The organism is Acidithiobacillus ferrooxidans ATCC 23270 (assembly GCF_000021485.1).
Taxonomy (GTDB): domain Bacteria; phylum Pseudomonadota; class Gammaproteobacteria; order Acidithiobacillales; family Acidithiobacillaceae; genus Acidithiobacillus; species Acidithiobacillus ferrooxidans.
In genome coordinates this window covers 1,667,710-1,688,609 of the sequence record NC_011761.1, presented here as the reverse complement: position 1 = coordinate 1,688,609, position 20,900 = coordinate 1,667,710, and the positions used below count along the sequence as shown (strand labels likewise).

Sequence of the window (20,900 nt, the reverse complement as noted above, 5' to 3'; positions counted from 1 at the left end):
AGAGCCTTAGCGCTTTGCCAGGTGGATTCGATACAAGGTGCCCGCATCACTGAGGGCTAGGATCTGGCCACTTCCCAGACAAACGGGCGTACTTTGAATACCGCTATCGGACAGCCGCGTCTGACCTATGCGGTGCCCAGTCTGTGGATCGATGACATAGAGATAACCCGCATTGTCCGTGGTCAGCAGGCTCCCGCCACAGAGGCCAAACCCGGTCAAATAATGCCCGCTAAGACGATCATTGCGCCAGAGCACGTTGCCGGAAGCTGGGTCTACGGAGGATATCCGCCCATCGGCATCCGCGACGAGCAGATGGCCGTCCTCCAGCACCGGCGTCTGATAGACGGACATCGGTATACTCCAGTTCTGGGTGCCGCCCTGCAACGCGTAAGCAGCCAGATTCCCCTGATAGGCTGCAGTAATGACCTGCCCTCCCGCAACCACCGGGCTTGCGGCCACATCCACCATACGCGCCAATGCATTGCTGCCGTGGGGTAAGGCGACCTGCGCCCGCCAGAGCTCTGCACCGGACCCCAGGCTAAGAGCCACCACCGTTCCGTCCGCAAAACCGGCATACACCACTCCGTCATGCACCGTTGGCGTAGCCACCGCACGCAGGATGAGGGTCGGCTGATTCATGGAGAATGTCCATTGCACCTTGCCATTATTCGGGTCGAGAGCCCAGAGATGCCCATCCACCGTCTGCACCAGAAGATGGTCACCCGCCGCCACTACCGGAGTAAGCACTTCAGAACTCAACTGTATGGCCCAGAGCGGATGGCCGTCCTTTGCAGTAAACGCATAGACTTTTCCAGTGTCTGTACCGGTATAAACCACGCCGTTTGCCAGTGTCGGACCGCGCGCCGTCCGGCCATCCAGGCTGCGCGTCCACATCTGGTGACCACCGTCAGTCAAGCTGACCAGACGCCCGGATGCGTCAGCGACCACAATCTGCCCTTTGCCATGGGCAATCAACGTGCCCTGATAGGGATTGACCTGCCAGATACCATAGAGACGGGCCTGCCATTCGGTGGAGAAGGATACTTTATCCATCCCTTTGGCGAGGGGCGGCGGAGTCTTGGGGGAAGGAGTGGAATGAAACCAGGACAGGATACCACAACCATTCAGCAGAGTGGCCACCGCACCCAGCGCTACCATGCGCCCGAGAGCGCGGGAGAAATGTCGCGGGTTCATGGTGCCACTCCGATATTGGCCATCTTCATCTGCAGGTAGCTGCGGTAAGGATCGGCGGCCGGAAGGGCGGCGATGGCTGCCTGGTAAGCCCGCATGGCTTTGCCGTCCTGATGAAGTGCCACATAGGCATCTCCCTGAATTTCGTTCTGCAGGGTGGCGAAGGCCGCATCCGGCGCTTTCAGCATATCCAGAGCCTTCTGCGCCTGCTTTTGGTCCAGGTAAAGCCGGGCCAGGCTGAGGGTTGCGATGCTCTTCAGCCCCCTCGGCGCATTCTTGGCCTGGATGACACTGTTGAGCTCCGCTTCCGCCGCCGGGATCTGGTTGCTTTCGCTGTCCATGCGGGCCAGAAAAAAACGGGCGAAAATGGCGTAGGGTGTGTGTCCATATTGATGCACCAGCGTATCCGCGCTGGCACGTGCCGTACTGGTCTGCCCCGCGACGAGGGTATCCACCAGTTCGTTATACAGTACGGCAGCACGCTCCACCTGATGGCGCTGGTATTTTTCGTAGCCGAAAAAGCCCATTGCCGCGAGCAGGACAATGATGATGCCCGCGATAACGGAAACTCGATGGCGATAAAGGAATTCGGAGAGTTCTGGACCGGTCACGATGAGGTTCTGGCTGTGGCAAAATTGGGGACAGTATGGGGTGCATGCTGCGGGAAATCAACGCCAAGGCTGCGCAAACCCTCGTACAACGCCTCGGGATCTCCCTGCCAGCGGCCTTCTCCGGCCTGTTCCTTGAGGATCAGCGGCTCACCGGCGATTTGCTCTGCGCCAATCAGGGCCTGGAATCTGGCGCGAGAACGTTCCGCCTGCTTCATGACGTTCTTGAAGGTAGCGGGGCCCCCGGTTACCACGGAAATACCTGCATCCCGCAGCCGTTCGGCGATCCGCCACGCACGGGCCACCGCAATATCATCCAGTGCGCCGATAAACAGTAAAGGATGGGGCGCCTCTATCCCCCTCCCCTGCAGCGCCTGCAACGCCAGTAGTCTTTCAAGGCCCACGGCAAAGCCGATCGCCGGCGTATCAGCGCCACCCAACTGTGCGACCAAGCCGTCATAACGACCACCCGCCAGCACCGTGCCCTGGGCACCAAGCGCGTCCGTCACCCATTCAAAAACCGTACGGTTGTAATAATCCAGGCCGCGTACAAGGCTGTGATTGACCAGATACGGGATATCGAGCGCGGTCAGCAACGATTGCAGACTGGCGAAATGAGCGGCGGAGTCTTCGTCCAGATGATCCACCAAATGCGGAGCCATGCGGGCGATCTCCTGACAGGCAGGCACCTTGCAATCGAGTACGCGCAGCGGGTTGCGCTCCATCCGTTCCCGACAGTCGGCACAGAGCTCCCCACGCCGTGGGCGCAGATAGTCCAGCAGCAGGGTTCGATAGCGGATACGCGCCGCCGGGCTCCCCAGTGAGTTGATCTGCAGCGAAGCGGTAACCCCAGCCGTCCGTAGAATCCGCGCTGACAGGACGATAACCTCGGCATCAGTGCCCGCCGCAGGCAGCCCGAAAACCTCCACACCCAGTTGGTGAAACTGTCGGTAGCGGCCCTTTTGCGGACGCTCGTGCCGAAACATCGGCCCCATGTAATAATAACGCGGGGTCTGGCCCCGTATGCTCCGGGCCTGAATAGCCGCACGCACGCATCCCGCTGTGCCCTCCGGCCGCAGGGTAAGGCTGTCTCCATTGCGATCGGCGAAAGTGTACATCTCCTTCTGGACGATATCGGTGGCATCGCCAATGGCACGGGCAAAGAGTTCCGTCGATTCCACAAGAGGCAGACGCACTTCACCGTAGTCGTAGAGCGCCAGCAACATCCGCAGGTCACCTTCCAACGCCTGCCACCCCGCGCTCTCCTCCGGGAAAATGTCATTCATACCACGTACCGCCTGCAACTCTTTACCCGCCATGCCCGCTCCCTTCTTGCAACACCGGGAGGTCGTGCTCAACCCTCATGGCGCGTCGCCTGCCGTTCAGCGATTTCCGCACGAATCCGCTTTTCGAGCACGTCGACAATATCGTTGTTCTCCACCCGGTCGACCTGTTTGCCGCGGTAGTAGAGAATGCTGCGCTTGTCACCGCCCGCCAGACCGATATCGGCCTCCTTTGCCTCGCCGATGCCGTTCACCACGCAGCCGATCACCGAAACGTCCATGGGCTCGAGGATGTCTTCCAGACGCGCTTCCAGGGCATTGATGGTGGTGATGACATCAAACTCCTGACGAGAGCAGGACGGGCAGGCGATCAGATTGATCCCCTTCTGACGCAGGTGCAGACTTTTCAGGATATCGAAGCCGACACGAATCTCCTCGACGGGATCCGCTGCGAGCGAAACCCGGATGGTATCGCCGATCCCATCCCGCAGGAGCAGGCCGAGCCCGATAGCGGATTTGACAGTGCCGGAGCGCAGGCCGCCGGCTTCGGTGATACCGAGATGCAGCGGGTAATCCACCTTTTCCGAGAGCAGGCGGTAAGCGCTCACAGCGAGAAAAATGTCGGAGGCCTTGACACTGATCTTCACATCATGAAAGTTCAACTCGTCCAGAATGCTCACATGACGCAAGGCAGACTCCACCAGTGCCTCCGGCGTCGGCTCCCCATATTTCTCCTGGATATCCTTCTCCAGCGACCCTGCGTTGACGCCGATACGGATGGGGATCCCCTTGTCCTTGGCCATTTCCACCACCAGCCGTGTTTTGTCCAGAGAGCCGATATTTCCGGGATTGATACGCAGGCCATCGACACCATCTTCCATCACCTGCAAAGCGATGCGGTGATCGAAGTGGATGTCGGCGACTAGTGGGGTTTCCACCTGAGCGCGGATCGTCTTGAATGCCTCCGCAGCATCCATGCTGGGTACGGAGATCCGGACGATGTCGGCACCTACCGCCTCCAGGCGCCGGATTTGCGCGACGGTGGCCGCGATATCGCGGGTCTCGGTGTTGGTCATGCTTTGCACGCTGATCGGTGCATCGCCGCCGATCGCTACCTTGCCAACGTGAATTTGCCGGGTCTTACGACGCCGAATGGGAGATTCATGGTGCATGGAAAGCCTCGCTGGAAACGGCTGCGGTACCAGATACCGCAACAGGTGGTGAAGTCATGCTGGCTACCGGTAGCGCAGGGGGGGGTACCTGGCCATGAGCGGCGGTTACCACGTGGGTGACACTGTGGGGGGGAACACCAGCGACGATCGGCGTGGCGCCGATCTGCAGTCTGGCCACGCCCAAGGCGTTGGCGGGCAAAGGCACAGACTTGTCATCATAACTGATGGTGATGGCGCTGGCCTTGCCTACCAGAACATTATATGGCGGTGTACCGGAATCGACGCGTAGGACATCGCCGCGATGTCCCAAAACTGCAAGCAGAGTTTTTCCTGTGGAGTCTTTGACCTGCACCCAGCAGTCGGCGCTGAACTGAAACGTCAGCCCAGGACCCGTCGCGACGGCTGCAGACCGGGTTGCCGGGACCGGCGCGACGGGCAGGCCGGGTGCCGCTGGCGGGTTCCCGATTGCTGGCACCGAGGCAGCGGCTGACACGCTGGGCGCTATGGTGACTACCTTAGCGGAAGCCGCCGGATGTTTGGCCACCATAGGCGAAACCGCCGTGACAGGCAGGCCCTGCAGCTGCTGATGACTCCAGACCCACCATGCGACCGCAATAACGCTGATCACGATCAATACGGAAAAAATCAGTACGCGTCGGCTGTAATCCAACAGCGGCCCTTCGCTGGCGGGCAACACCGTTTCCGACGGGTGCAACCCCGATCCTTCATTGGAGGCATCATACGTCTTCAGCAGCGGTTCGGGATCCAGGCCCAGCAGCCGCGCGTAATTCTTCAGGAAACCACGCGCGAAAGCGGCTCCAGGCAGAGCAGTATAATCACCGTCTTCCAGACCCTTTACCTGAGCTTCGGTGATATGCAACCGCTCTGCGACTTGGCGAAGACTCCAGCCATGTGCCTCCCTTGCCGCCCGCAAGTCCTGAGAAATTTCGTTTTCCGTTGTCATATCCATGGCCTACCGTCTCAACCGTTTCGCAGCAGCAGTCGCTGCGCCTGCTTGCCTGCTGCGGAATAAGGTGAAGCAGTCACACAGCGCTGCCAAAGGGACTGTGCCTGTGTTGTCCGCCCCTGCAGGGCGGCAATCCGCCCCGCCAGCAAGAGCGCGTCAGCGTTATCCGGCTCCTGCGCCAGAACCACCTGCAAATGGGCGAAAGCGGCATCTGCTTTGCCGTCATTGTAATCCAGTTCGGCAAGCATCAGCAGGGCTGGCGGATAGTTCGGTACCAGATAAAGTGCCCGGTCCAGGGCATCGCGTGCCGCCGACAAGTCCTTGAGTCCTGCGTAGGCCTGTGCGAGATTGGTCCACGCGAACTGCGGCGTGCTGTATAGCGGATCGGACGTGGCCCGTTTCAGCTCGATAACCGCCTCGCCATAGTTACGGGAGTTGATGAGGAATGCGCCGTAATTATTGAGGTATTCTGGGTTTTTTGCATCTAAGGAGAGCGCCCGGCGAAAGGCGTTGCGGGCCAGATCACGCTGCTGCAACTGTTCGTAGGCCAGACCCATGACATTGTACGCATCGGCATAACGGCTGTTAGCGGCAATCGCCAATTGCAGTTCCCGGATCGCCTGTCGAGGATGGCCATCCTGCAAATAAGCGGTCCCGAGAGACGTGTAGATACCGGCTTTGGCTTTATCGCTGTTGGCGGATGTCGGCCTGAAGCCAGAAGCAGAAGCGTTGGCCTTGTGTTCATGGGCAATATACGCAGCCATTTGCTGATCGGGCGTCAATCCTGCTCCTTTGCCACCGAAAAGCCCACAGCCACTCAGCAAAAGTACACCAGCCCCTAGTCCCAGAAGTCTTTTCATGAATGCACTGCCAAGGGAATACTGCGACGACCCGCGCGTACCTGTCCGGCCAACTGACCACAGGCGGCGGCGATGTCGTCACCACGTGGCCGGCGCGTAACCGTCATTACGTTACCGCGCAGGATGATATCGCGAAAAGCATCGATGCGCACCTGTGGCGACCGTTTATAATCTGAGCCGGGAAAGGGATTGAAGGGAATCAAATTCACCATGGCCGGGATGTCTCGTAACAGGCGGAGGAGTTCCCGCGCATGGGAGTCGGCGTCATTGACTCCTTCCAGCATCACATATTCGAAGGTGATGCGGCGCCGGGGCGGCAAAGGATAGCGGCGGCAGGCGGCGAGCAGCTCCGCCAGCGGGTAGTGGCGGTTTACCGGCACGAGAATGTCGCGGATTTCATCACGGCTGGCGTGCAAGCTGATCGCGAGATTGACCGGGCTTTCGGCACCCAGTCGATCCATACCAGGCACCACACCTGCGGTGCTGACGGTAATGCGCCGCGCGCCAAAGCCGTAGGCATAATCGTCGCGCAACAAATCCAGCGCCGGCAATACCTCGCGCAAATTGAGCATCGGTTCGCCCATGCCCATGAAAACGATATTGGTGATCGCATCCAGGCCTAAAAAATCGCGTGCCACCCGCACCTGTGCGATAATTTCATGGGTTTCGAGGTTGCGGCTGAGCCCCTGCGCACCAGTAGCACAAAAACTGCAGGCCAGAGAACAGCCTACCTGCGAAGAGATGCACAGCGTACCACGATCTTCTCCAGGAATGAAAACCGTTTCTATGGCATTGCCATCGGGCAACCGGAGCAGCCATTTGCGAGTGCAGTCCGCCGCTGTCTGATCGGCGATAATTTCCGGCATGTCGATGCGGGTTTCTGCGGCGAGGCGAGCGCGAAGGGTTTTACTGATGTCGGTCATGGCCGCGAAATCCGTTACCTGACGGGTATGCAGCCATTGCAAAATCTGGTTGGCACGAAAGGGGGACTCTCCCCAGGTACGCAATAACTTAGCGAGGGACTGGCGACCCAGTCCCAGCAGGTGTGGCCTTTCGGCCGGAGCAACCACCAAAAAATCGCCCATCATTCAGTGCGCAAAAATCTCCCGCTGACCAAAAAAGTAACTGATTTCCCATGCCGCAGTCTCGGCACTGTCTGAACCATGCACGGCGTTGGCATCAATACTGTCGGCAAAGTCCGCACGAATCGTTCCTGCAGCGGCATCCTTGGGGTTGGTAGCGCCCATCAGATCACGGTTTTTGGCGATGGCACCCTCACCCTCCAGCACCGTGACCAATACCGGACCGCTGCTCATGAAGTCGCACAACTCGCCGTAAAAAGGCCGGGCCTGGTGTACCGCATAAAACCCACCCGCGTCATCGCGACTGAGGTGCAACATCTTGGCGGCTGCGATGCGCAGCCCCGCCTTCTCGAAGCGACCAAGAATGGCACCGATGGCATTTTTCTGAACGGCATCGGGTTTGATGATGGAAAGGGTGCGCTCAACAGCCATAAGATCCTCAATGGGGGTAAAAGTCAGAGTGGCCATAGGCTAGCATTCTGCGTATTCGCTGGCAATCCGGCGCGTCGGCGTTGATGTCTGGACTGCGCCAACTTTAAGTCTGCAACTGGGCGACGAAAGGCTTGTCGACATCCTCGACATTCCAGCCCATCACCCGTTGTCCCATCCGATGGAATGCACCTCGCCCTGCCGGGGTCGGGTGGCCATCTGCAATAGCAGGGATGATGCGTCGTCGCGGGATGGATCAAGATAATAATGCGCTGATTCCCTCTTAAACCAGGTATCCTGACGCTTGGCCAGTTGGCGGGTCGCCGCCAGTGCGGCTTGGTAAGCCTCTGCGGCGCTACAGAGGCCGTCATGCCAGGTGAAGTATTGGCGGTAACCCACGGCGCGCATGGCGGGTAACTCGGGCGCGTAGTGACGCGCGCTCAGGTCGGCGATTTCGTCCAGAAATCCCTCGTTCAGCATGACGTCAAAGCGCTGCGTGATACGCTGATGTAACCAGCTTCTAGGCGGACGCAGGATGATTTTGTAGAGCGGACCGGGGAATGTACCTTGCCAGTGACGTGCCCCGCTGATCGTCTGCCCCGAACCGAGGATGATTTCCAGGGCGCGTTGAATGCGTTGCCGGTCATGGGGGGCGATACCCGCGGCGGCCTCCGGATCCAGGGTCGCGAGGCGCTGGTGTAGTGCGGGCCATCCCGCCGTCTCTGCTAACGCCATCAGACTCTGGCGCAAGGCGGGATTGGCGGGGGGCAAGGTATCAATACCGCACTCCAGCGCGCGAAAATACAGGCCCGTGCCGCCGACCAGCAACGGGATGCGGCCGCGTTCCCGCGCCAGAGCAATACAGTGCAGGGCATCTTCCCGAAACAGGCCCGCCGAATAGGGCTCGTCGGGCTCCCGGATGTCGACCAGCGCGTGGGGATATTGCTGGCGCAGGGCAAGGCTGGGTTTGGCGCTGCCGATATCGAAATGACGATATACCAGCAACGAATCGACGCTGATAATGTCTATGGGCAACGCATCGGCAAGTCTTACGGCCAGTTCGGTCTTGCCGCTGGCCGTCGGACCCATCAGAAAAATAGCAGGAATCATCGCCCGCGGAGAAAGAGGCGGTCGAGATCGGCCAAGGAAAAATACACTACCGTCGGTCGCCCATGATTGCACTGCCCGAAACGCGGAGTGGCCTCCAGTTGGCGCAACAGGCTGTTCATCTCTTCGAGGCTGAGGCGATGGTTTGTCTTGATGGCGGCACGGCAGGCCATGTCGGCGAGGACGGCGTCACCATCTCCCTCGGCCCAGGCAGGCTCTTCCGCAAGAAGATCAGCGACAATCTGCCCATAGGTGGCGGCCGCGATGGCTTTGGGGGCCGCATGAATGGCCAGGGTACCGGGACCGGCGACACTGATGTCCAGCCCGGCGGCTTGCAAATCGGGTTGTCGTTTGCCGAAATGCGCCATTTGCGCCGCAGTTACATGCACGTATTCAGGAATAATAAACACCTGCTTCTCATTCTGTTGAGACATATTCTTCATCTTCTCGTAGAGGATGCGTTCATGAGCTGCGTGCTGATCGATGAGAATCATCCCCTCGCTGTTCTGGGCGAGGATGAAACGTGCGTGAATCTGCCCGATGGCCTGTCCGAGGGGGTAGTTCGGGGCCAGTTCGTGGGTAGGCGCCGCTGGCAAATCAGGGGGTGGTACGGAAGTCATCACCGGCGCCACGAGATGTTCCCAATAGGCCCCGGCACTCTCCTGCACAGCAGCGCTCAGCGACCGCTGAGTCGGGACGTAAGCAGGACTTTTGGTAGCGGTCGGGCCCTGGGAGAAAGGCTGGACCGGAACGGTAACCCGGGGTTGCGCCCCACCCTGCTCCGCGATCACCCGTCGCAGAGTATGAAAAAGAAAATCGTGTATCTCGCGGCCGTCGCGAAAACGTACCTCCGCCTTGGCGGGATGTACATTAACATCTACCCGCCCGGGCGGCAGCTTCAGGTAAAGCGCATAGAGAGGGTGACGATCCTGAAAAAGCACATCGTTATAAGCCGCACGCAGGGCATGGGTAACCACCGGATCACGCACCGGACGACCGTTCACGTAAAAATACTGTTCATCTCCGCGAGCGCGGTTGTAGGTGGGCAGGCCCAGCCAGCCGCTGAGAGACAAGCCCTGATCCTCCTGTTCGATATACAGTGCATTGGCCAGAAAGCCTTCCCCCATTATGGCGGCCACTCGCGCTGCCCGACTTTCTGCATCCGTAGCCGTAGGAAATTGCACAAGAGAACGGCCGTTCTGGATGAGCTGAAAAGCCACCGGGAAGTTGGCTAGCGCAATCTGACGCAACACCCTTTGATTGCGCGACAACTCGGTGGCCGGACTACGCAGGAACTTACGCCGTGCGGGCACGTTAAAAAAAAGATCAGCCACACGCACCGTGGTTCCTGGTGCCCTGGCTGCGGGCTCCGGAGCGGCAGCCGTGCCCCCTGTTACCTGCAGCCGCACCGCCTGATTCTGGCTGCGCGCCCGCGAGAGGAGTTCCAGGCGCGAGACGGAAGCGATCGCTGGCAAGGCCTCACCGCGAAAACCCATGGTCTGGATCGCCTGGAGGTCTTCCCAGGTCGCCACTTTACTGGTGGCATGGCGCTCCAGGGCGAGGGGCAGATCCTCGGCCAGGATGCCGACACCATCATCTTCCACACTGAGCAAATCCATCCCACCACCCTCCAGATGGATGGTAATCCGCGTGGCTTCGGCATCCAGGCTGTTTTCCAGAAGCTCTTTCAGGATGGAGGCAGGACGTTCCACCACCTCACCGGCGGCAATCTGATTGGCCAACGTTGCATTCAGGCGGTGAACGCGGGGTGCCTGTTCATTCCCCATGGCAGATTTTCCGGGTGGATGCGGGCGTCAAGAAAATGGTCCAGTCCTGAACATGGGGCTGATGCCCCAGCCATTCCAGACGGTGACTGCCGTTGTCCAGAATACGGAGGGTGAGTGACAAATCGGCAGGGGGCAGGAAACCCGCACCTCGCTCCGGCCATTCCACCAACCACAGGGAAGGTTCTGTCAGATAATCACGGATACCGATGAATTCCAGCTCCTCCGGCTCTTGCAGACGATACAAATCAAGATGCAGAGCCGGTCCGATCCGGGTCGGATACTGTTCCATCAGGGTATAGGTCGGGCTTTTGATGTTCCGGGTAACGCCCAGCGCCTTTAAGATGGCCTGGGCCAGAGTGGTTTTACCGACCCCCAGATCGCCCTCAAGATAAATAACCGCAGGGATATGAATGCGCTGGGCAAGCTGTCGCCCCCAGTCCCGGCAGGCTTCTGCATCTGCGAAATCCCAGTGCATCCGATACCAGGTTCAGGGTTTTAGCAGATGCTGAAGAATATCCGAGCGACTGATGATACCCAGCAATAAACCGCTGTTATCGACCACCGGCACGGCATGTACATCCTTGCGCAGCAACTTCTCGGCCACCGCGTCCGTATCTTCATCGGGGGCGGCGGTAATGACGTGGGAGCTCGCCAACTGACCGGCGGTCACCGCCGTGACTTTGCGTAGCTCTTCCTCGTATTCATGCATACCGCCCAGAGGGATCAGACCATCCAGGATAGTAAGCATGGTCGGCAGATGCACCTTGCGGTGGGCGTCGATCAGATCCCGTTCGCCGATCATTCCGACCAGATGATCCTCGCTGTTCACCACAGGCAGGCTGTGGTGCCCGGAACTGAGGAGCACATCTCCCACTTTATCGACCGGATCATCGGCCAGCACCGTAACAACTTCGCGGTTCATGATATCTTGGGCCGTTTTCATCAGGATCGTCCTTCCGCCATGGCGTCATATAATACGTTGAGGATAGTGTCTATTTCCGCTGCTGTCACCGACAGCGGCGGAACTATGGTGAGGAGATCACCGAGGGGACGGCTGTAAACGCCCATTTCCCGTGCTCTCCGGCACACTGCGTATTCGACGCGATCTCCGTAGGGATAAGGCGCATTCGTCCCGGGGTCGCGCAACGCGATGGCGGCCATCAAACCGAACTGGCGGACCTCCCCTGCCCACGACTGGCCGTGAAAACGCTGCAGCCCGGCTCGCAACCGGGCGATCTTCTCGGGCAAAGCAGCCAGCACACCACCTTCCGCAAAAAGTGCCAGGTTCTCCAGCGCTACCGCACAGGCCAGAGGATTGGCGGTGTAGGTATGCCCGTAGTAAAACTGCCGGGTTTCCCCGAAAGGCGCAAGAAAGGCAGCATAAACATGTTCTGCGGCGAGGGTCGCAGCCACCGGCAAGTAACCACCACTCAGCCCCTTACCCAAGGCCAACAGGTCTGGTTCGACAGACTCCCACTCACAGGAAAAAAGCTTGCCGCTGCGGCCGAAGCCGGTCGCGACCTCATCAATGATCAGCAAGACCTCGTAGGCCCGGCACAGATGTTGCGCACCGGCCAGAATGCCGGGCGGGAAAGGCAATATGCCCGCGGCGCCCTGCACCCCGCCCTCCAGGATCACGGCCGCAATCTCGCCGCTCTGCTTCTGAAGCGTCGTTTCCAGCACTGCCAGCCATACGGCTGTTGCCTGCTCCGGATCCCCCTCGCAGTCTTCCCACTGCAATACATAGGGGCTCGGCAAGCGTAAAGTGGGGAACAGGAGGTGCCCGTATACCTCGTGAAACAGGGGGAAGCCGCCCACCGAAACGGCGCCAACGGTGTCCCCATGATAGGCATTGTCCAGGGTCAGGAAGAGGCGTTTTTCGGGGCGGCCCAGATTACACCAGTACTGGGCCGCCATCTTGATGGCGACCTCGACCGCCTCGGCGCCGTCCTCCGAAAAAAAACAATGTTGCAGGGAAGGCGGGGTAATTTCTACCAGCGCCTTGGCGAGACGAATGGCCGGAGCATTGCCCGCACCCAGGGCCGTGCTGTGTGCGACCTTGCCCAACTGCCCGATCAGGGCGGCATCCAGTCGGGGATGACGGTGGCCGTGAACATTGCACCACAGGCTGGCGATCGCATCCAGACAGCGATGACCTTGCGTATCATACACGTAGTTGCCTTCTGCACGGTCGATGATCCACGGGTCGTCATCCCCGTAACACTGCATCTGGGTGAAGGGATGCCAGAAATAACGGCGATCCCATTCCCGCAATACTTCAGTTTCCGTCATGACGTTGCGTCAACTCCTGTAAAGCGCGGGGCACTGCCGCCAGGATGTCCCCGGCCAGCAGGCTGGCCTCGCCCATCTCCGCGGCCGCGATATCGCCCGCGCGGGCATGCAGGCACACGCCGAGGGACAGCGACCGGTCGGCGTCCAGACCGACCGCCAGCAGACCGGCCAACAGGCCGGTCAGCACGTCCCCGCTGCCGCCCGTGGCCATGCCGGGATTGCCCAAAGTACAGAGATTCCGGACAGCGCATCCTAGCAGGAGACTATGGTGGCCCTTGAGGACCCAGTAGCCGCCATAGCGGGCACGTAACCGAACAATCGCCGCGATACGGTCTGCCTGTACAGCGGCGACCGTTATCCCCAGCAGGCGGGCCGCTTCGCCCGGATGTGGGGTAAACAGACGAAGTGCGTCGGTGGTCAGCAGTTTCGGACCAAAACGCGCGAGAATGTTCAGGGCATCGGCGTCCCATACCTGGGGACAGGACAGTGTACCGATTTCCAGCAACAGATCATGGGCGGCCAGGCCCTGACCCAAGCCAGGGCCAACAGCCAGGACGGCGTGGTCCGGCAAATCTCCAAAAGCCGCAGGCCAGTCCCGCCAGGTCGCTTCCGGCAGGTGTGCTGCCAAGTATGGGATCGCCGAGGGATGCCCCACCGCCGTCACCAATCCGCTGCCCACCCGATAGGCGGCGGCAGAGGCCAGCGCCAGTGCCCCGCCCATGCCCGGCCCTCCGCCTACTACGAAAACGTGGCCGAAGCTTCCTTTGTGCGCCTGCGGGCTGCGCACCGGCAGGCCCGGCATGGCCTGCCAGTTCAGGGCAGCAAAAGGTTCTGTCATGGTCACGCCCTCTCGATATCCTCTTCAGGATACGCGCTGACATGGTGCAAGCTCAAATCCGCCCCCGCATACTCCGCCTCGGGATCCAGACGAATCCCGATAAAGTACTTGATGCTGCCGTAGACGATACCACTGCCCGCCAGGGCGACCAGGACGCCTAGTGCGGTGCCCAGCAACTGAGACCAGAAACTGACCCCACCGGCGCCGCCGAGGAACTGATGTCCAAAAATTCCGACGGCCAGTCCACCCCACACCCCGCAAACACCATGGAGCGGCCAGACACCCAGCACGTCATCCAGACGCAGGCGATGCTGCACAAAGGTGAACAGGTAGACAAAAATAATGCCGGCAATGGCACCGATGGCCAAAGCCCCAATGGGTTGCACCACATCGGAACCGGCGCAGATGGCCACGAGACCTGCCAGAGCGCCATTATGAACGAAGCCCGGATCGCCCTTCCCTACCGCCAGCGCCGCCAGCATGCCGCCCACCAGTGCCATAAGCGAATTGAGTGCCACCAGACCCTGCACAGCGGCAATTTGCTGTGCACTCATCACATTAAAACCAAACCAGCCGATGATCAGAATCCAGGAGCCCAGCGCCAGAAAGGGAATGTTGGAAGGCGGCATGGCGTGTACCGCACCATCTTTCCCGTAACGCCCCTTGCGCGAACCCAGCAGCCAGACCGCCATCAGCGCCATCCATCCACCCATGGCATGCACTACCACCGAGCCTGCGAAATCGTGGAAAGGTGCACCAAAAACGCTGGTAAACCAGGCTTGAATACCATAATGACCATTCCAGACGATCCCTTCGTAAAAGGGATAAACCAGTCCCACCAGAAAGGCAGTCGCCAGCAATTGGGGATAAAAACGTGCCCGTTCGGCAATACCACCGGAGATAATGGCTGGCACCGCAGCAGCGAAGGTCAGCAGGAAAAAAAACCGCACCATCTGAAAACCATGATTGCTTGCGGTCAGAGCCTTTACATCGGCAAAAAAGCTGATGCCATAGGCGATATGATAACCCACAAAAAAATAGACGATGGTGGATATACCAAAATCACTGAGAATCTTCACCAGCGCATTTACCTGGCTGCGCCGTCGTACCGTACCCAGTTCCAGGAAGGCGAATCCGCCATGCATGGCAAACACCAGAATGGCGCCCATCAGCAAAAAAAACACATTTCCGCCTGGAGGCGTGACTCCTGTGGGTATCATGATGGCTGCTTCCTCTCGAAATTGATGGCTTTTATCTTTACGAAACGATGGGTAAGTGCTTATTCGTCGAGCAAGCGACGACCATGCAAGGCGCGCCCGAGGGTGCTGCGATCGACATATTCCAGTTCACCACCCACCGGCACCCCCCGCGCGATACGACTGATGGTGACACCGTCAGGAACCAGTCCAGCGAGAAACTGGGCTGTAGCCTCTCCTTCCAGGGTAGGATTGGTCGCAAAAATCACTTCCTGCAAGTCTGTTTCACCCAGTCGCGCGCTGAGGCGGTCGATATGCAGGGCTTCGGGACCGATGCCGTCCAGGGGCGACAAATGCCCCATCAATACGAAAAATTCGCCGACGAACACCCCCGTATCCTCGATTGCACGCAGATCAGCGGGCGATTCCACCACGCACAAAATGGAACGGTCCCGGTGTTCGGAACGACAGACGGCACACAATGGCGCTTCGCTCAGGTTGTTGCAGCGCTCACAAAAACGGACCACCGCGTGGGCTTGCTGAAAGGCTGCGGCGAGTTGCGGCATGAGATCGCGCTTACGCACCAGCAACTCATAGCTGATCCGTTGCGCCGAACGCGGGCCAATACCCGGTAGGCGGCGTAGCAGTGCCACCAGGGCGTCCATACTCGGAACGTCTGCCATAAGTGCCTAGAAAGGCAGGTTCATGCCCGGAATATTCATGCCGCCAGTCACTTCCGACATCCGCTCCGCGCTGACCTTCTCAGCAGTGCGCACGGCGTCATTGATGGCCGCTGCCACAAGATCTTCGAGCATCTCCTGATCGCCGTCGGTCAGCAGAGAGGGGTCGATGCGAACTCGCCGCACGTCATGTCGGCAGGTCATGGTGACTTCCACCAGATTGCCACCCGCGTGGCCCTGCACCTCTACCTGGGCAAGTTCTTCCTGCGTCTTTTGCAAACGCTCCTGGAGTTGCTGCGCCTGCTTCATGATATTCCCCAGTCCACCTTTCATCTTTTCCTTACCTCCCTGTTTACGTTTCATTGTGAGCTGACGGCATATCGTTTGAGGATGCCGCCACGATTTCAATGGATTCTACGCGGGCATCCAGGGCTTCGAGGAACGCGCCGATGCGCGGATCCGCGGCCACACGTGCCTCTGCTGCAGCTTGCCGGGACGCCAGCTGCGCCCGGTCTTCCTGCACCAGGCTGCCCACCCCGGTCTCTATGGTGAGAGCAACAATGCTGAGCCTGGGCTCCCGGCCGTAATATGCCGTAAGCGCCTGATGTAACGCCCGGCGGGCCTCGGTCTTGAGAAGGAACGGCAAATAATTGGGCTCCACGGCCAACTCCACCGCCTCCGGATCGCAGCGCAGGGCTTGTCCGTAGCGCAGGTACTCGGCAATCATCGGCGACACCGCCAGCGATGCCAGTACGCGACGCCAGTCTGCTGCTGGCGCGGTCCCGGCATCCGCATCGCGCTGACCGGACGTCGCTACCGGCGACGGCTCCCGGACTTCATCCCGTGAACGGATGGAGAGCAGGGGAACCGAATGATCCGATAGCGGTGAAGTTGCCTCGGGCATAACGAATTCGCGCGTCGGGGGAAGTGACTCGCCAGGATGCCGGTTTTCCCCGCCCGGGAGGGCCGCTGGCGGCGAGTCGGGCGATGCTGAACCGGAAAAGCTCAACACCCGCAGAAAGGCCATCTCCAGCGCCATGCGATCATCTGGATAAAGCGCAAAGTCACGTCGTGCCGAAAGGAGCAAAAAATACCAGGACTGCAGGGTAAGCGGGCTGATTCTCCCGCGCAGATGCACGACCGCCTCGGCGCCATCGTCATCCGGATCGGCTGGAAGAAATTGCGCCAGAGCGATGCGATGCAGGCCTTCTATGACCAGGTCCAGCAGGCCGGGCCCGTCCATGCCCCGCGCCAGATGATCACCCACTATGGCGAATACCTGTGCAGCATCTCGGTCCACCAGCGCGGCGATCAGACCCAGCACCGCGTCATCGCCGCTGCGCCCCAGCATCGCGAGCACGCCGTCGCGCCGCACCGCGCCACCACCGTGGACAATAGCCTGATCCAGCAGACTCAAGGCGTCACGCAGACTCCCGTCGGCAGCGCGCGATAGTATCTGCAGGGCGGCGTCCTCCGCCGGCACCTGTTCCAACGACATGATCTGCCGCAATCTTCCCTGAATCTGGGGAACATCCAGGCGACGTAAATTAAACTGCAGGCAGCGGGAGAGCACGGTTATCGGCAGCTTCTGTGGGTCCGTAGTCGCCAGCAGAAATTTGACATGTTCCGGCGGTTCTTCCAAGGTTTTCAGCAGCGCATTGAAGCTGTGCGCAGATAACATATGCACCTCGTCAATGAGGTACGCCTTGTAGCGACCAGCCGTAGGCGCATACTGGACATTGTCCAGAAGGTCGCGGGTCTCATCCACCCGGGTACGGCTTGCCGCGTCCACCTCCAGCAGATCCACGAAGTTCCCTGCAGCAATACTGCGGCAGGCGCTGCACTCTCCGCAGGGGTTGCTGCTCACGCCTCGCTCGCAGTTCAGACACTTGGCGAGCAGCCGCGCCAGAGTCGTCTTGCCGACGCCCCGTGTGCCGGTGAACAGAAAAGCATGATGGATGCGGCCGGAATCCAGGGCATGGCGCAAGGCGGAGACGACGGCCTCCTGCCCGACAAAATCGTCAAAATGTTGGGGTCGCCAGCGGCGGGCCAGCGCGAGATAGGCGCTCATGCGGCTCTGAAATATAGGGTGGCGACGCCGATCAGCCGCACCCCGGCACCTGGATCACCGGCTGCCGCTGCTCCCTTCCGGGCCTGACGGGGTTCACCAGTTACCACTGCGAGGGGACCGATCTTTGTCGCCATAGAAAACCTGAGACTGTCCACTGACGGACGATGATTGGCGGAGAGGGTGGGATTCGAACCCACGGTACCCTTTTGGAGTACACAGCATTTCCAGTGCTGCACCTTCGGCCGCTCGGTCACCTCTCCTGAGGGGACGAAGTGTACCTCAGACGCCAGCATCAGGGCAATGACCCCGTGCGGAGTGACCCGTGCGGGGCCTGCGCCCAAGCGGCATTTTAAAAACTCAGCACCTCACCATCGTTCCTTGGCAGGCCGGACAGCGCGTTCTGAATCCGGATCAGGACCCCGGAGCGGTCATTGACAAACTGGACACCGATGGCGGGAGGACGACCCTCACGGTTGTCGGGTGGCGTCACCCACACCACCTTTCCCATGACCGGTGCACGCGGTTGACCGTCGGGGAGGGTGATCATGAGCAGCACCTCGGTACCTATGGGCAGGAGGTTCGCTGTCTCTACCAGTACCCCGCCCCCTTTGATGTTGGGCATGTAGTAACGCTGCACTGCGGTGGCATCCCGTAACACGACGGACAGCGCCTTTGCCGCACCCCCCGCTTCAGCTTGTAATTCCATGCGCCACCTGTCCTGACCAAATGCCTACCCAATTCAACAATAACGTTTCCAGTGTCATCCCCACATTGCGATTCTGCGCAAGCGACTCAGGCAGCCGCGCCCACCCCTCCAGGGCCGGCCAGAGGCACGCGACCCGGGCCGATTGCGCCATAACCTCCAGCGATTGCAGATAGTCTAAATGCACGACGTTGTCCAGGCGATGGCCTTGAAGACGCAGCAAATCCGCCAACAGGCTTAGAACCAGTTCGCGCAGCAGCAGCAAGTCGGTGTCTTTGGCCCAGTTGTCTGCCAGCCGCAAAGCGGCGACAGGCCCTTGCCGAGGAAGGTTCAACAGCGTCTCGATCCAGGTTCGGCGCAGCGTGACCCATCCGGATTCCCAAAGTTGCCAGGCACGCAATGGCCGGTTCGCAAACTGCCGACTTAACGAGAGCGCCTCCGCAGGCGGTATGCCGAGACCTTCCAGCCAGTTCACGCACTGCCCCGGAAGCATCGTCGGGAACGGCAATCTCTGCAAACGGGATCGGATGGTGGGAATAAGCTGTGACGGGTGTTCACTGAGCAGAAGAATATGGGCACGCGCCGCAGGTTCCTCCAGGGTTTTAAGCAGGGCATTGGCCGCCGCCGCAGTCATCGCCTCGGCCGGCGCGATGCGCAGCCAGCGACACGCGCTGACCTGCGGGGTGAAGGCGAGGAACTCGTTGGCATGGCGCACCGCCTCAATGGTGATGCGTTTTCCGGTTTCGGGAGTGATCATCAGCAGATCGGGATGATTGCCCTCCGCCAACAAACGGCAGGAACGGCAGGTTCCACAGGGCAGCCCCTGCGCCGTTGGCGCAAAACACAGCGCCACCTGTTGCAAATCATCGCAGTACTGTGCGACCAGCGTTCCCGACTCGCCTGCGGCAAGCATCGCCTGGGGCAGACCGGTTTGCACCAGTCTCCATATCGGCGACCACTCCGCAGGCGTCGGGCGCGGCATGTTCATGAATAAAAGGCTGCCAGGCCGGCGGCGAGCCTTGCCCGCACAGCGTCATGCACCATCGCCAGGGGCAGGCTCGCATCGACGCGCCAGATTCTTTGTGGTTCGGCCGCGCAACGCTCCGCAAAGACCGCCCTAGCGCGGCGGAAAAAGGCCTGGTCTTCCTGTTCCAGCCGATCCGGGCGGCGCATGCGGATACGTGCTGCACCCAACTCCGGCGCTATATCGAACCAAAACGTCAGGTCTGGACGGCGGGTGATTCCCGCCCAGCGTGCCAGCGCCGCAATGTGCGCGGGAGGGACTCCCCTTCCGCCGCTCTGATAAGCGTAAGTGGAGTCTTCATAGCGGTCACTGATGACCACCTTCCCGGCGGCCAGCGCAGGCGCGATACGTGTCCGCCAGTGGTTCCGGCGTCCGGCATAGAGCAGAAGCAGTTCCTCATCCGCATCCAGGTGCAGGCTATCGTCCAGAAAAATGGTGCGCAACGCCTCCCCAAGTGGCCCTCCGCCCGGTTCCCGGGTAACTTCAACGGCATAACCCTGCTGATGGCAAAGTTCCGCCAGCACCGGCAGGGCTGAACTTTTCCCCGCACCCTCAATACCCTCCAGGGTAAGGAAAAATCCGCTCTTTCGTGTGGTCGCCTTCACTGATCCGCTCCTCCCGCATGTTGGAGATAACGTCGTATCTGCTTGAGGTGTTGCGCGTAACTCTCGGAATAATGGTACTCATCTCCCTGAGCAATGAAATAGAGGTCGGTACTGTTCGCCGGATGCAACACGGCCATCAGGCTGGTGAATCCTGGCATCGCAATGGGTGTAGGCGGCAATCCGGCATGCAGATAGGTGTTATAAGGGCTGTCCACATGCATCTCCTGTGCTGTCAAAAGCCCGGTATAGCGCCCGCCCAAAGCATAAATCACGGTAGGATCGGATTGCAAAGGCATCCCGTGTCACAAGCGATTGAGAAACACGGCCGCAATATGTGCCTGCTCTGCCGGGGGTGCCCCCTCCTTTTGTACGATGGAAGCCAGAATCAGTGCCTGGTAGGGATCATGGAGCGGCAGTCCGGGAGCGCGCCCGGCCCACAGGGTCTGCAATTCGTGCTGCATGCGCACGTAGGCGCGCCGCAGCACACTCAGCGCCGTGGTGCCCGGCACGTAACGGTAGCTATCCGGGAAAAGCCAGCCCTCCGCACTGCCCTCTGCGCCGATGCCCCGCTGCGCCAGGCGCGTTGCTACCCCTTCCTCCTGAGGCAGATCCCGCCGGTTGAGATAGGGGGCACTGTCCCGTATTTCCCGGACCACGTCCTGCAAACGCCAGCCTGGCACAATCAGCAGATTAAGGGGCGTGGACCGACCGGCAATCAAGCGGTGCAGCACCTGTTCCTGGTTAATGCTGCCCCTGAACTCATACAGTCCGGCCTGCATGGCCGGATGCCCGGCCAGCGCCCAAGCCAGATGAAACAGGCGCGGGTATGGCAGCACCCCGGAACGCGCCAGGCTGGCGATACTCTGCGCGTCACTGGCGCCAAGGGGGATAGGGACCGTCACCCCCTTCGCCGGTAGAGTTTTCGGCCAATACATGCCGATGCCGTAAAATCCGACAGGAAATAATACGGTCAGAAGAATGAGCAGAACCACCATACGTCTGCGG

Annotated in this window: 21 protein-coding genes, 1 tRNA gene, 1 other RNA gene and 1 pseudogene; all 24 read right to left on the bottom strand. The window is 60.2% G+C overall.

Annotated elements, in window-relative coordinates:
- Positions 1-6 precede the first annotated feature (6 nt).
- The 24 genes and pseudogenes from bamB to mltG all read right to left on the bottom strand — a co-directional run bounded on the left by bamB (position 7) and on the right by mltG (position 20,830).
- Complete coding sequence (gene bamB / locus AFE_RS08960) at positions 7-1,194, bottom strand: outer membrane protein assembly factor BamB (RefSeq protein ID WP_012536848.1); 1,188 nt, start codon at positions 1,192-1,194, stop codon at positions 7-9.
- Complete coding sequence (locus AFE_RS08955; protein WP_012536847.1) at positions 1,191-1,802, bottom strand: YfgM family protein; 612 nt, start codon at positions 1,800-1,802, stop codon at positions 1,191-1,193. Before AFE_RS08955 ends, bamB begins: the two co-directional genes overlap by 4 nt.
- Positions 1,799-3,118 (bottom strand): histidine--tRNA ligase, encoded by a 1,320-nt coding sequence (gene hisS / locus AFE_RS08950; RefSeq protein ID WP_012536846.1) that lies wholly within the window; start codon positions 3,116-3,118, stop codon positions 1,799-1,801. Before hisS ends, AFE_RS08955 begins: the two co-directional genes overlap by 4 nt.
- A gap of 35 nt (positions 3,119-3,153) precedes the next feature.
- A complete protein-coding gene (gene ispG / locus AFE_RS08945) occupies positions 3,154-4,254 on the bottom strand; it encodes a flavodoxin-dependent (E)-4-hydroxy-3-methylbut-2-enyl-diphosphate synthase (protein WP_009564018.1) in 1,101 nt (366 codons plus the stop codon).
- A complete protein-coding gene (locus tag AFE_RS08940; RefSeq protein ID WP_012536845.1) occupies positions 4,244-5,224 on the bottom strand; it encodes a RodZ domain-containing protein in 981 nt (326 codons plus the stop codon). Before AFE_RS08940 ends, ispG begins: the two co-directional genes overlap by 11 nt.
- A gap of 11 nt (positions 5,225-5,235) precedes the next feature.
- On the bottom strand, positions 5,236-6,081 hold the full coding sequence (gene pilW / locus AFE_RS08935; protein ID WP_041646078.1) for a type IV pilus biogenesis/stability protein PilW: 846 nt from the start codon (positions 6,079-6,081) through the stop codon (positions 5,236-5,238).
- Complete coding sequence (locus AFE_RS08930) at positions 6,078-7,169, bottom strand: bifunctional tRNA (adenosine(37)-C2)-methyltransferase TrmG/ribosomal RNA large subunit methyltransferase RlmN (protein ID WP_012536843.1); 1,092 nt, start codon at positions 7,167-7,169, stop codon at positions 6,078-6,080. Before AFE_RS08930 ends, pilW begins: the two co-directional genes overlap by 4 nt.
- Complete coding sequence (ndk, locus tag AFE_RS08925) at positions 7,170-7,595, bottom strand: nucleoside-diphosphate kinase (RefSeq protein WP_009562412.1); 426 nt, start codon at positions 7,593-7,595, stop codon at positions 7,170-7,172.
- A 159-nt stretch (positions 7,596-7,754) separates the two neighbouring features.
- Positions 7,755-8,702 carry a tRNA (adenosine(37)-N6)-dimethylallyltransferase MiaA gene (miaA, locus tag AFE_RS08920; RefSeq protein ID WP_009562411.1) on the bottom strand — a complete coding sequence of 316 codons (948 nt, stop codon included), beginning with the start codon at positions 8,700-8,702 and terminating at the stop codon, positions 7,755-7,757.
- Positions 8,699-10,486 (bottom strand): DNA mismatch repair endonuclease MutL, encoded by a 1,788-nt coding sequence (gene mutL, locus AFE_RS08915; RefSeq protein WP_012536842.1) that lies wholly within the window; start codon positions 10,484-10,486, stop codon positions 8,699-8,701. Before mutL ends, miaA begins: the two co-directional genes overlap by 4 nt.
- Positions 10,476-10,961, bottom strand: a complete 486-nt coding sequence (gene tsaE / locus AFE_RS08910; RefSeq protein ID WP_009562410.1) for a tRNA (adenosine(37)-N6)-threonylcarbamoyltransferase complex ATPase subunit type 1 TsaE — start codon at positions 10,959-10,961, stop codon at positions 10,476-10,478. Before tsaE ends, mutL begins: the two co-directional genes overlap by 11 nt.
- Before the next feature lie 12 nt (positions 10,962-10,973).
- The gene (locus AFE_RS08905; RefSeq protein ID WP_009562409.1) at positions 10,974-11,429 is read right to left on the bottom strand and encodes a CBS domain-containing protein; all 456 of its coding nucleotides are present in this window, start codon (positions 11,427-11,429) and stop codon (positions 10,974-10,976) included.
- The gene (gene bioA / locus AFE_RS08900) at positions 11,429-12,778 is read right to left on the bottom strand and encodes an adenosylmethionine--8-amino-7-oxononanoate transaminase (RefSeq protein ID WP_012536841.1); all 1,350 of its coding nucleotides are present in this window, start codon (positions 12,776-12,778) and stop codon (positions 11,429-11,431) included. The genes AFE_RS08905 and bioA overlap by 1 nt, the downstream gene beginning before the upstream one ends.
- Positions 12,765-13,616, bottom strand: a complete 852-nt coding sequence (locus tag AFE_RS08895; RefSeq protein ID WP_012536840.1) for an NAD(P)H-hydrate dehydratase — start codon at positions 13,614-13,616, stop codon at positions 12,765-12,767. Before AFE_RS08895 ends, bioA begins: the two co-directional genes overlap by 14 nt.
- Positions 13,617-13,618: 2 nt before the next feature.
- A complete protein-coding gene (locus AFE_RS08890) occupies positions 13,619-14,836 on the bottom strand; it encodes an ammonium transporter (protein WP_012536839.1) in 1,218 nt (405 codons plus the stop codon).
- Positions 14,837-14,895: 59 nt separating this feature from the next.
- The gene (recR, locus tag AFE_RS08885; RefSeq protein ID WP_012536838.1) at positions 14,896-15,495 is read right to left on the bottom strand and encodes a recombination mediator RecR; all 600 of its coding nucleotides are present in this window, start codon (positions 15,493-15,495) and stop codon (positions 14,896-14,898) included.
- 6 nt (positions 15,496-15,501) lie between these two features.
- Positions 15,502-15,855, bottom strand: a complete 354-nt coding sequence (locus AFE_RS08880; RefSeq protein ID WP_233459568.1) for a YbaB/EbfC family nucleoid-associated protein — start codon at positions 15,853-15,855, stop codon at positions 15,502-15,504.
- The gene (gene dnaX / locus AFE_RS08875) at positions 15,845-17,563 is read right to left on the bottom strand and encodes a DNA polymerase III subunit gamma/tau (RefSeq protein WP_009561368.1); all 1,719 of its coding nucleotides are present in this window, start codon (positions 17,561-17,563) and stop codon (positions 15,845-15,847) included. Before dnaX ends, AFE_RS08880 begins: the two co-directional genes overlap by 11 nt.
- A gap of 26 nt (positions 17,564-17,589) precedes the next feature.
- An RNA gene (gene ffs, locus AFE_RS15190) (signal recognition particle sRNA small type) lies at positions 17,590-17,686 on the bottom strand.
- A gap of 46 nt (positions 17,687-17,732) precedes the next feature.
- Positions 17,733-17,823, bottom strand: a tRNA-Ser gene (locus AFE_RS08870).
- Positions 17,824-17,912: 89 nt separating this feature from the next.
- Positions 17,913-18,269, bottom strand: a complete 357-nt coding sequence (locus tag AFE_RS08865) for a PilZ domain-containing protein (RefSeq protein WP_009561366.1) — start codon at positions 18,267-18,269, stop codon at positions 17,913-17,915.
- A complete protein-coding gene (locus tag AFE_RS08860) occupies positions 18,253-19,254 on the bottom strand; it encodes a DNA polymerase III subunit delta' C-terminal domain-containing protein (RefSeq protein ID WP_012536836.1) in 1,002 nt (333 codons plus the stop codon). Before AFE_RS08860 ends, AFE_RS08865 begins: the two co-directional genes overlap by 17 nt.
- Complete coding sequence (gene tmk / locus AFE_RS08855; RefSeq protein ID WP_009561363.1) at positions 19,251-19,895, bottom strand: dTMP kinase; 645 nt, start codon at positions 19,893-19,895, stop codon at positions 19,251-19,253. The genes AFE_RS08860 and tmk overlap by 4 nt, the downstream gene beginning before the upstream one ends.
- A pseudogene (gene mltG, locus AFE_RS08850) lies at positions 19,892-20,830 on the bottom strand (endolytic transglycosylase MltG). Before mltG ends, tmk begins: the two are co-directional and overlap by 4 nt.
- Positions 20,831-20,900: the final 70 nt, after the last annotated feature.

Coding starts and splice junctions, on each gene's coding strand:
- bioA (WP_012536841.1), bottom strand. CDS start 12,778: ATGACGGAAACTGAAGTATTGCGGGAATGGGATCGCCGTTATTTCTGG.
- hisS (WP_012536846.1), bottom strand. CDS start 3,118: ATGGCGGGTAAAGAGTTGCAGGCGGTACGTGGTATGAATGACATTTTC.
- miaA (WP_009562411.1), bottom strand. CDS start 8,702: ATGATTCCTGCTATTTTTCTGATGGGTCCGACGGCCAGCGGCAAGACC.
- bamB (WP_012536848.1), bottom strand. CDS start 1,194: ATGAACCCGCGACATTTCTCCCGCGCTCTCGGGCGCATGGTAGCGCTG.
- tsaE (WP_009562410.1), bottom strand. CDS start 10,961: ATGCACTGGGATTTCGCAGATGCAGAAGCCTGCCGGGACTGGGGGCGA.
- AFE_RS08895 (WP_012536840.1), bottom strand. CDS start 13,616: ATGACAGAACCTTTTGCTGCCCTGAACTGGCAGGCCATGCCGGGCCTG.
- recR (WP_012536838.1), bottom strand. CDS start 15,495: ATGGCAGACGTTCCGAGTATGGACGCCCTGGTGGCACTGCTACGCCGC.
- ndk (WP_009562412.1), bottom strand. CDS start 7,595: ATGGCTGTTGAGCGCACCCTTTCCATCATCAAACCCGATGCCGTTCAG.
- pilW (WP_041646078.1), bottom strand. CDS start 6,081: ATGAAAAGACTTCTGGGACTAGGGGCTGGTGTACTTTTGCTGAGTGGC.
- AFE_RS08865 (WP_009561366.1), bottom strand. CDS start 18,269: ATGGAATTACAAGCTGAAGCGGGGGGTGCGGCAAAGGCGCTGTCCGTC.
- AFE_RS08890 (WP_012536839.1), bottom strand. CDS start 14,836: ATGATACCCACAGGAGTCACGCCTCCAGGCGGAAATGTGTTTTTTTTG.
- AFE_RS08940 (WP_012536845.1), bottom strand. CDS start 5,224: ATGGATATGACAACGGAAAACGAAATTTCTCAGGACTTGCGGGCGGCA.
- AFE_RS08930 (WP_012536843.1), bottom strand. CDS start 7,169: ATGATGGGCGATTTTTTGGTGGTTGCTCCGGCCGAAAGGCCACACCTG.
- ispG (WP_009564018.1), bottom strand. CDS start 4,254: ATGCACCATGAATCTCCCATTCGGCGTCGTAAGACCCGGCAAATTCAC.
- dnaX (WP_009561368.1), bottom strand. CDS start 17,563: ATGAGCGCCTATCTCGCGCTGGCCCGCCGCTGGCGACCCCAACATTTT.
- AFE_RS08905 (WP_009562409.1), bottom strand. CDS start 11,429: ATGAAAACGGCCCAAGATATCATGAACCGCGAAGTTGTTACGGTGCTG.
- AFE_RS08860 (WP_012536836.1), bottom strand. CDS start 19,254: ATGAACATGCCGCGCCCGACGCCTGCGGAGTGGTCGCCGATATGGAGA.
- mutL (WP_012536842.1), bottom strand. CDS start 10,486: ATGGGGAATGAACAGGCACCCCGCGTTCACCGCCTGAATGCAACGTTG.
- AFE_RS08880 (WP_233459568.1), bottom strand. CDS start 15,855: ATGAAACGTAAACAGGGAGGTAAGGAAAAGATGAAAGGTGGACTGGGG.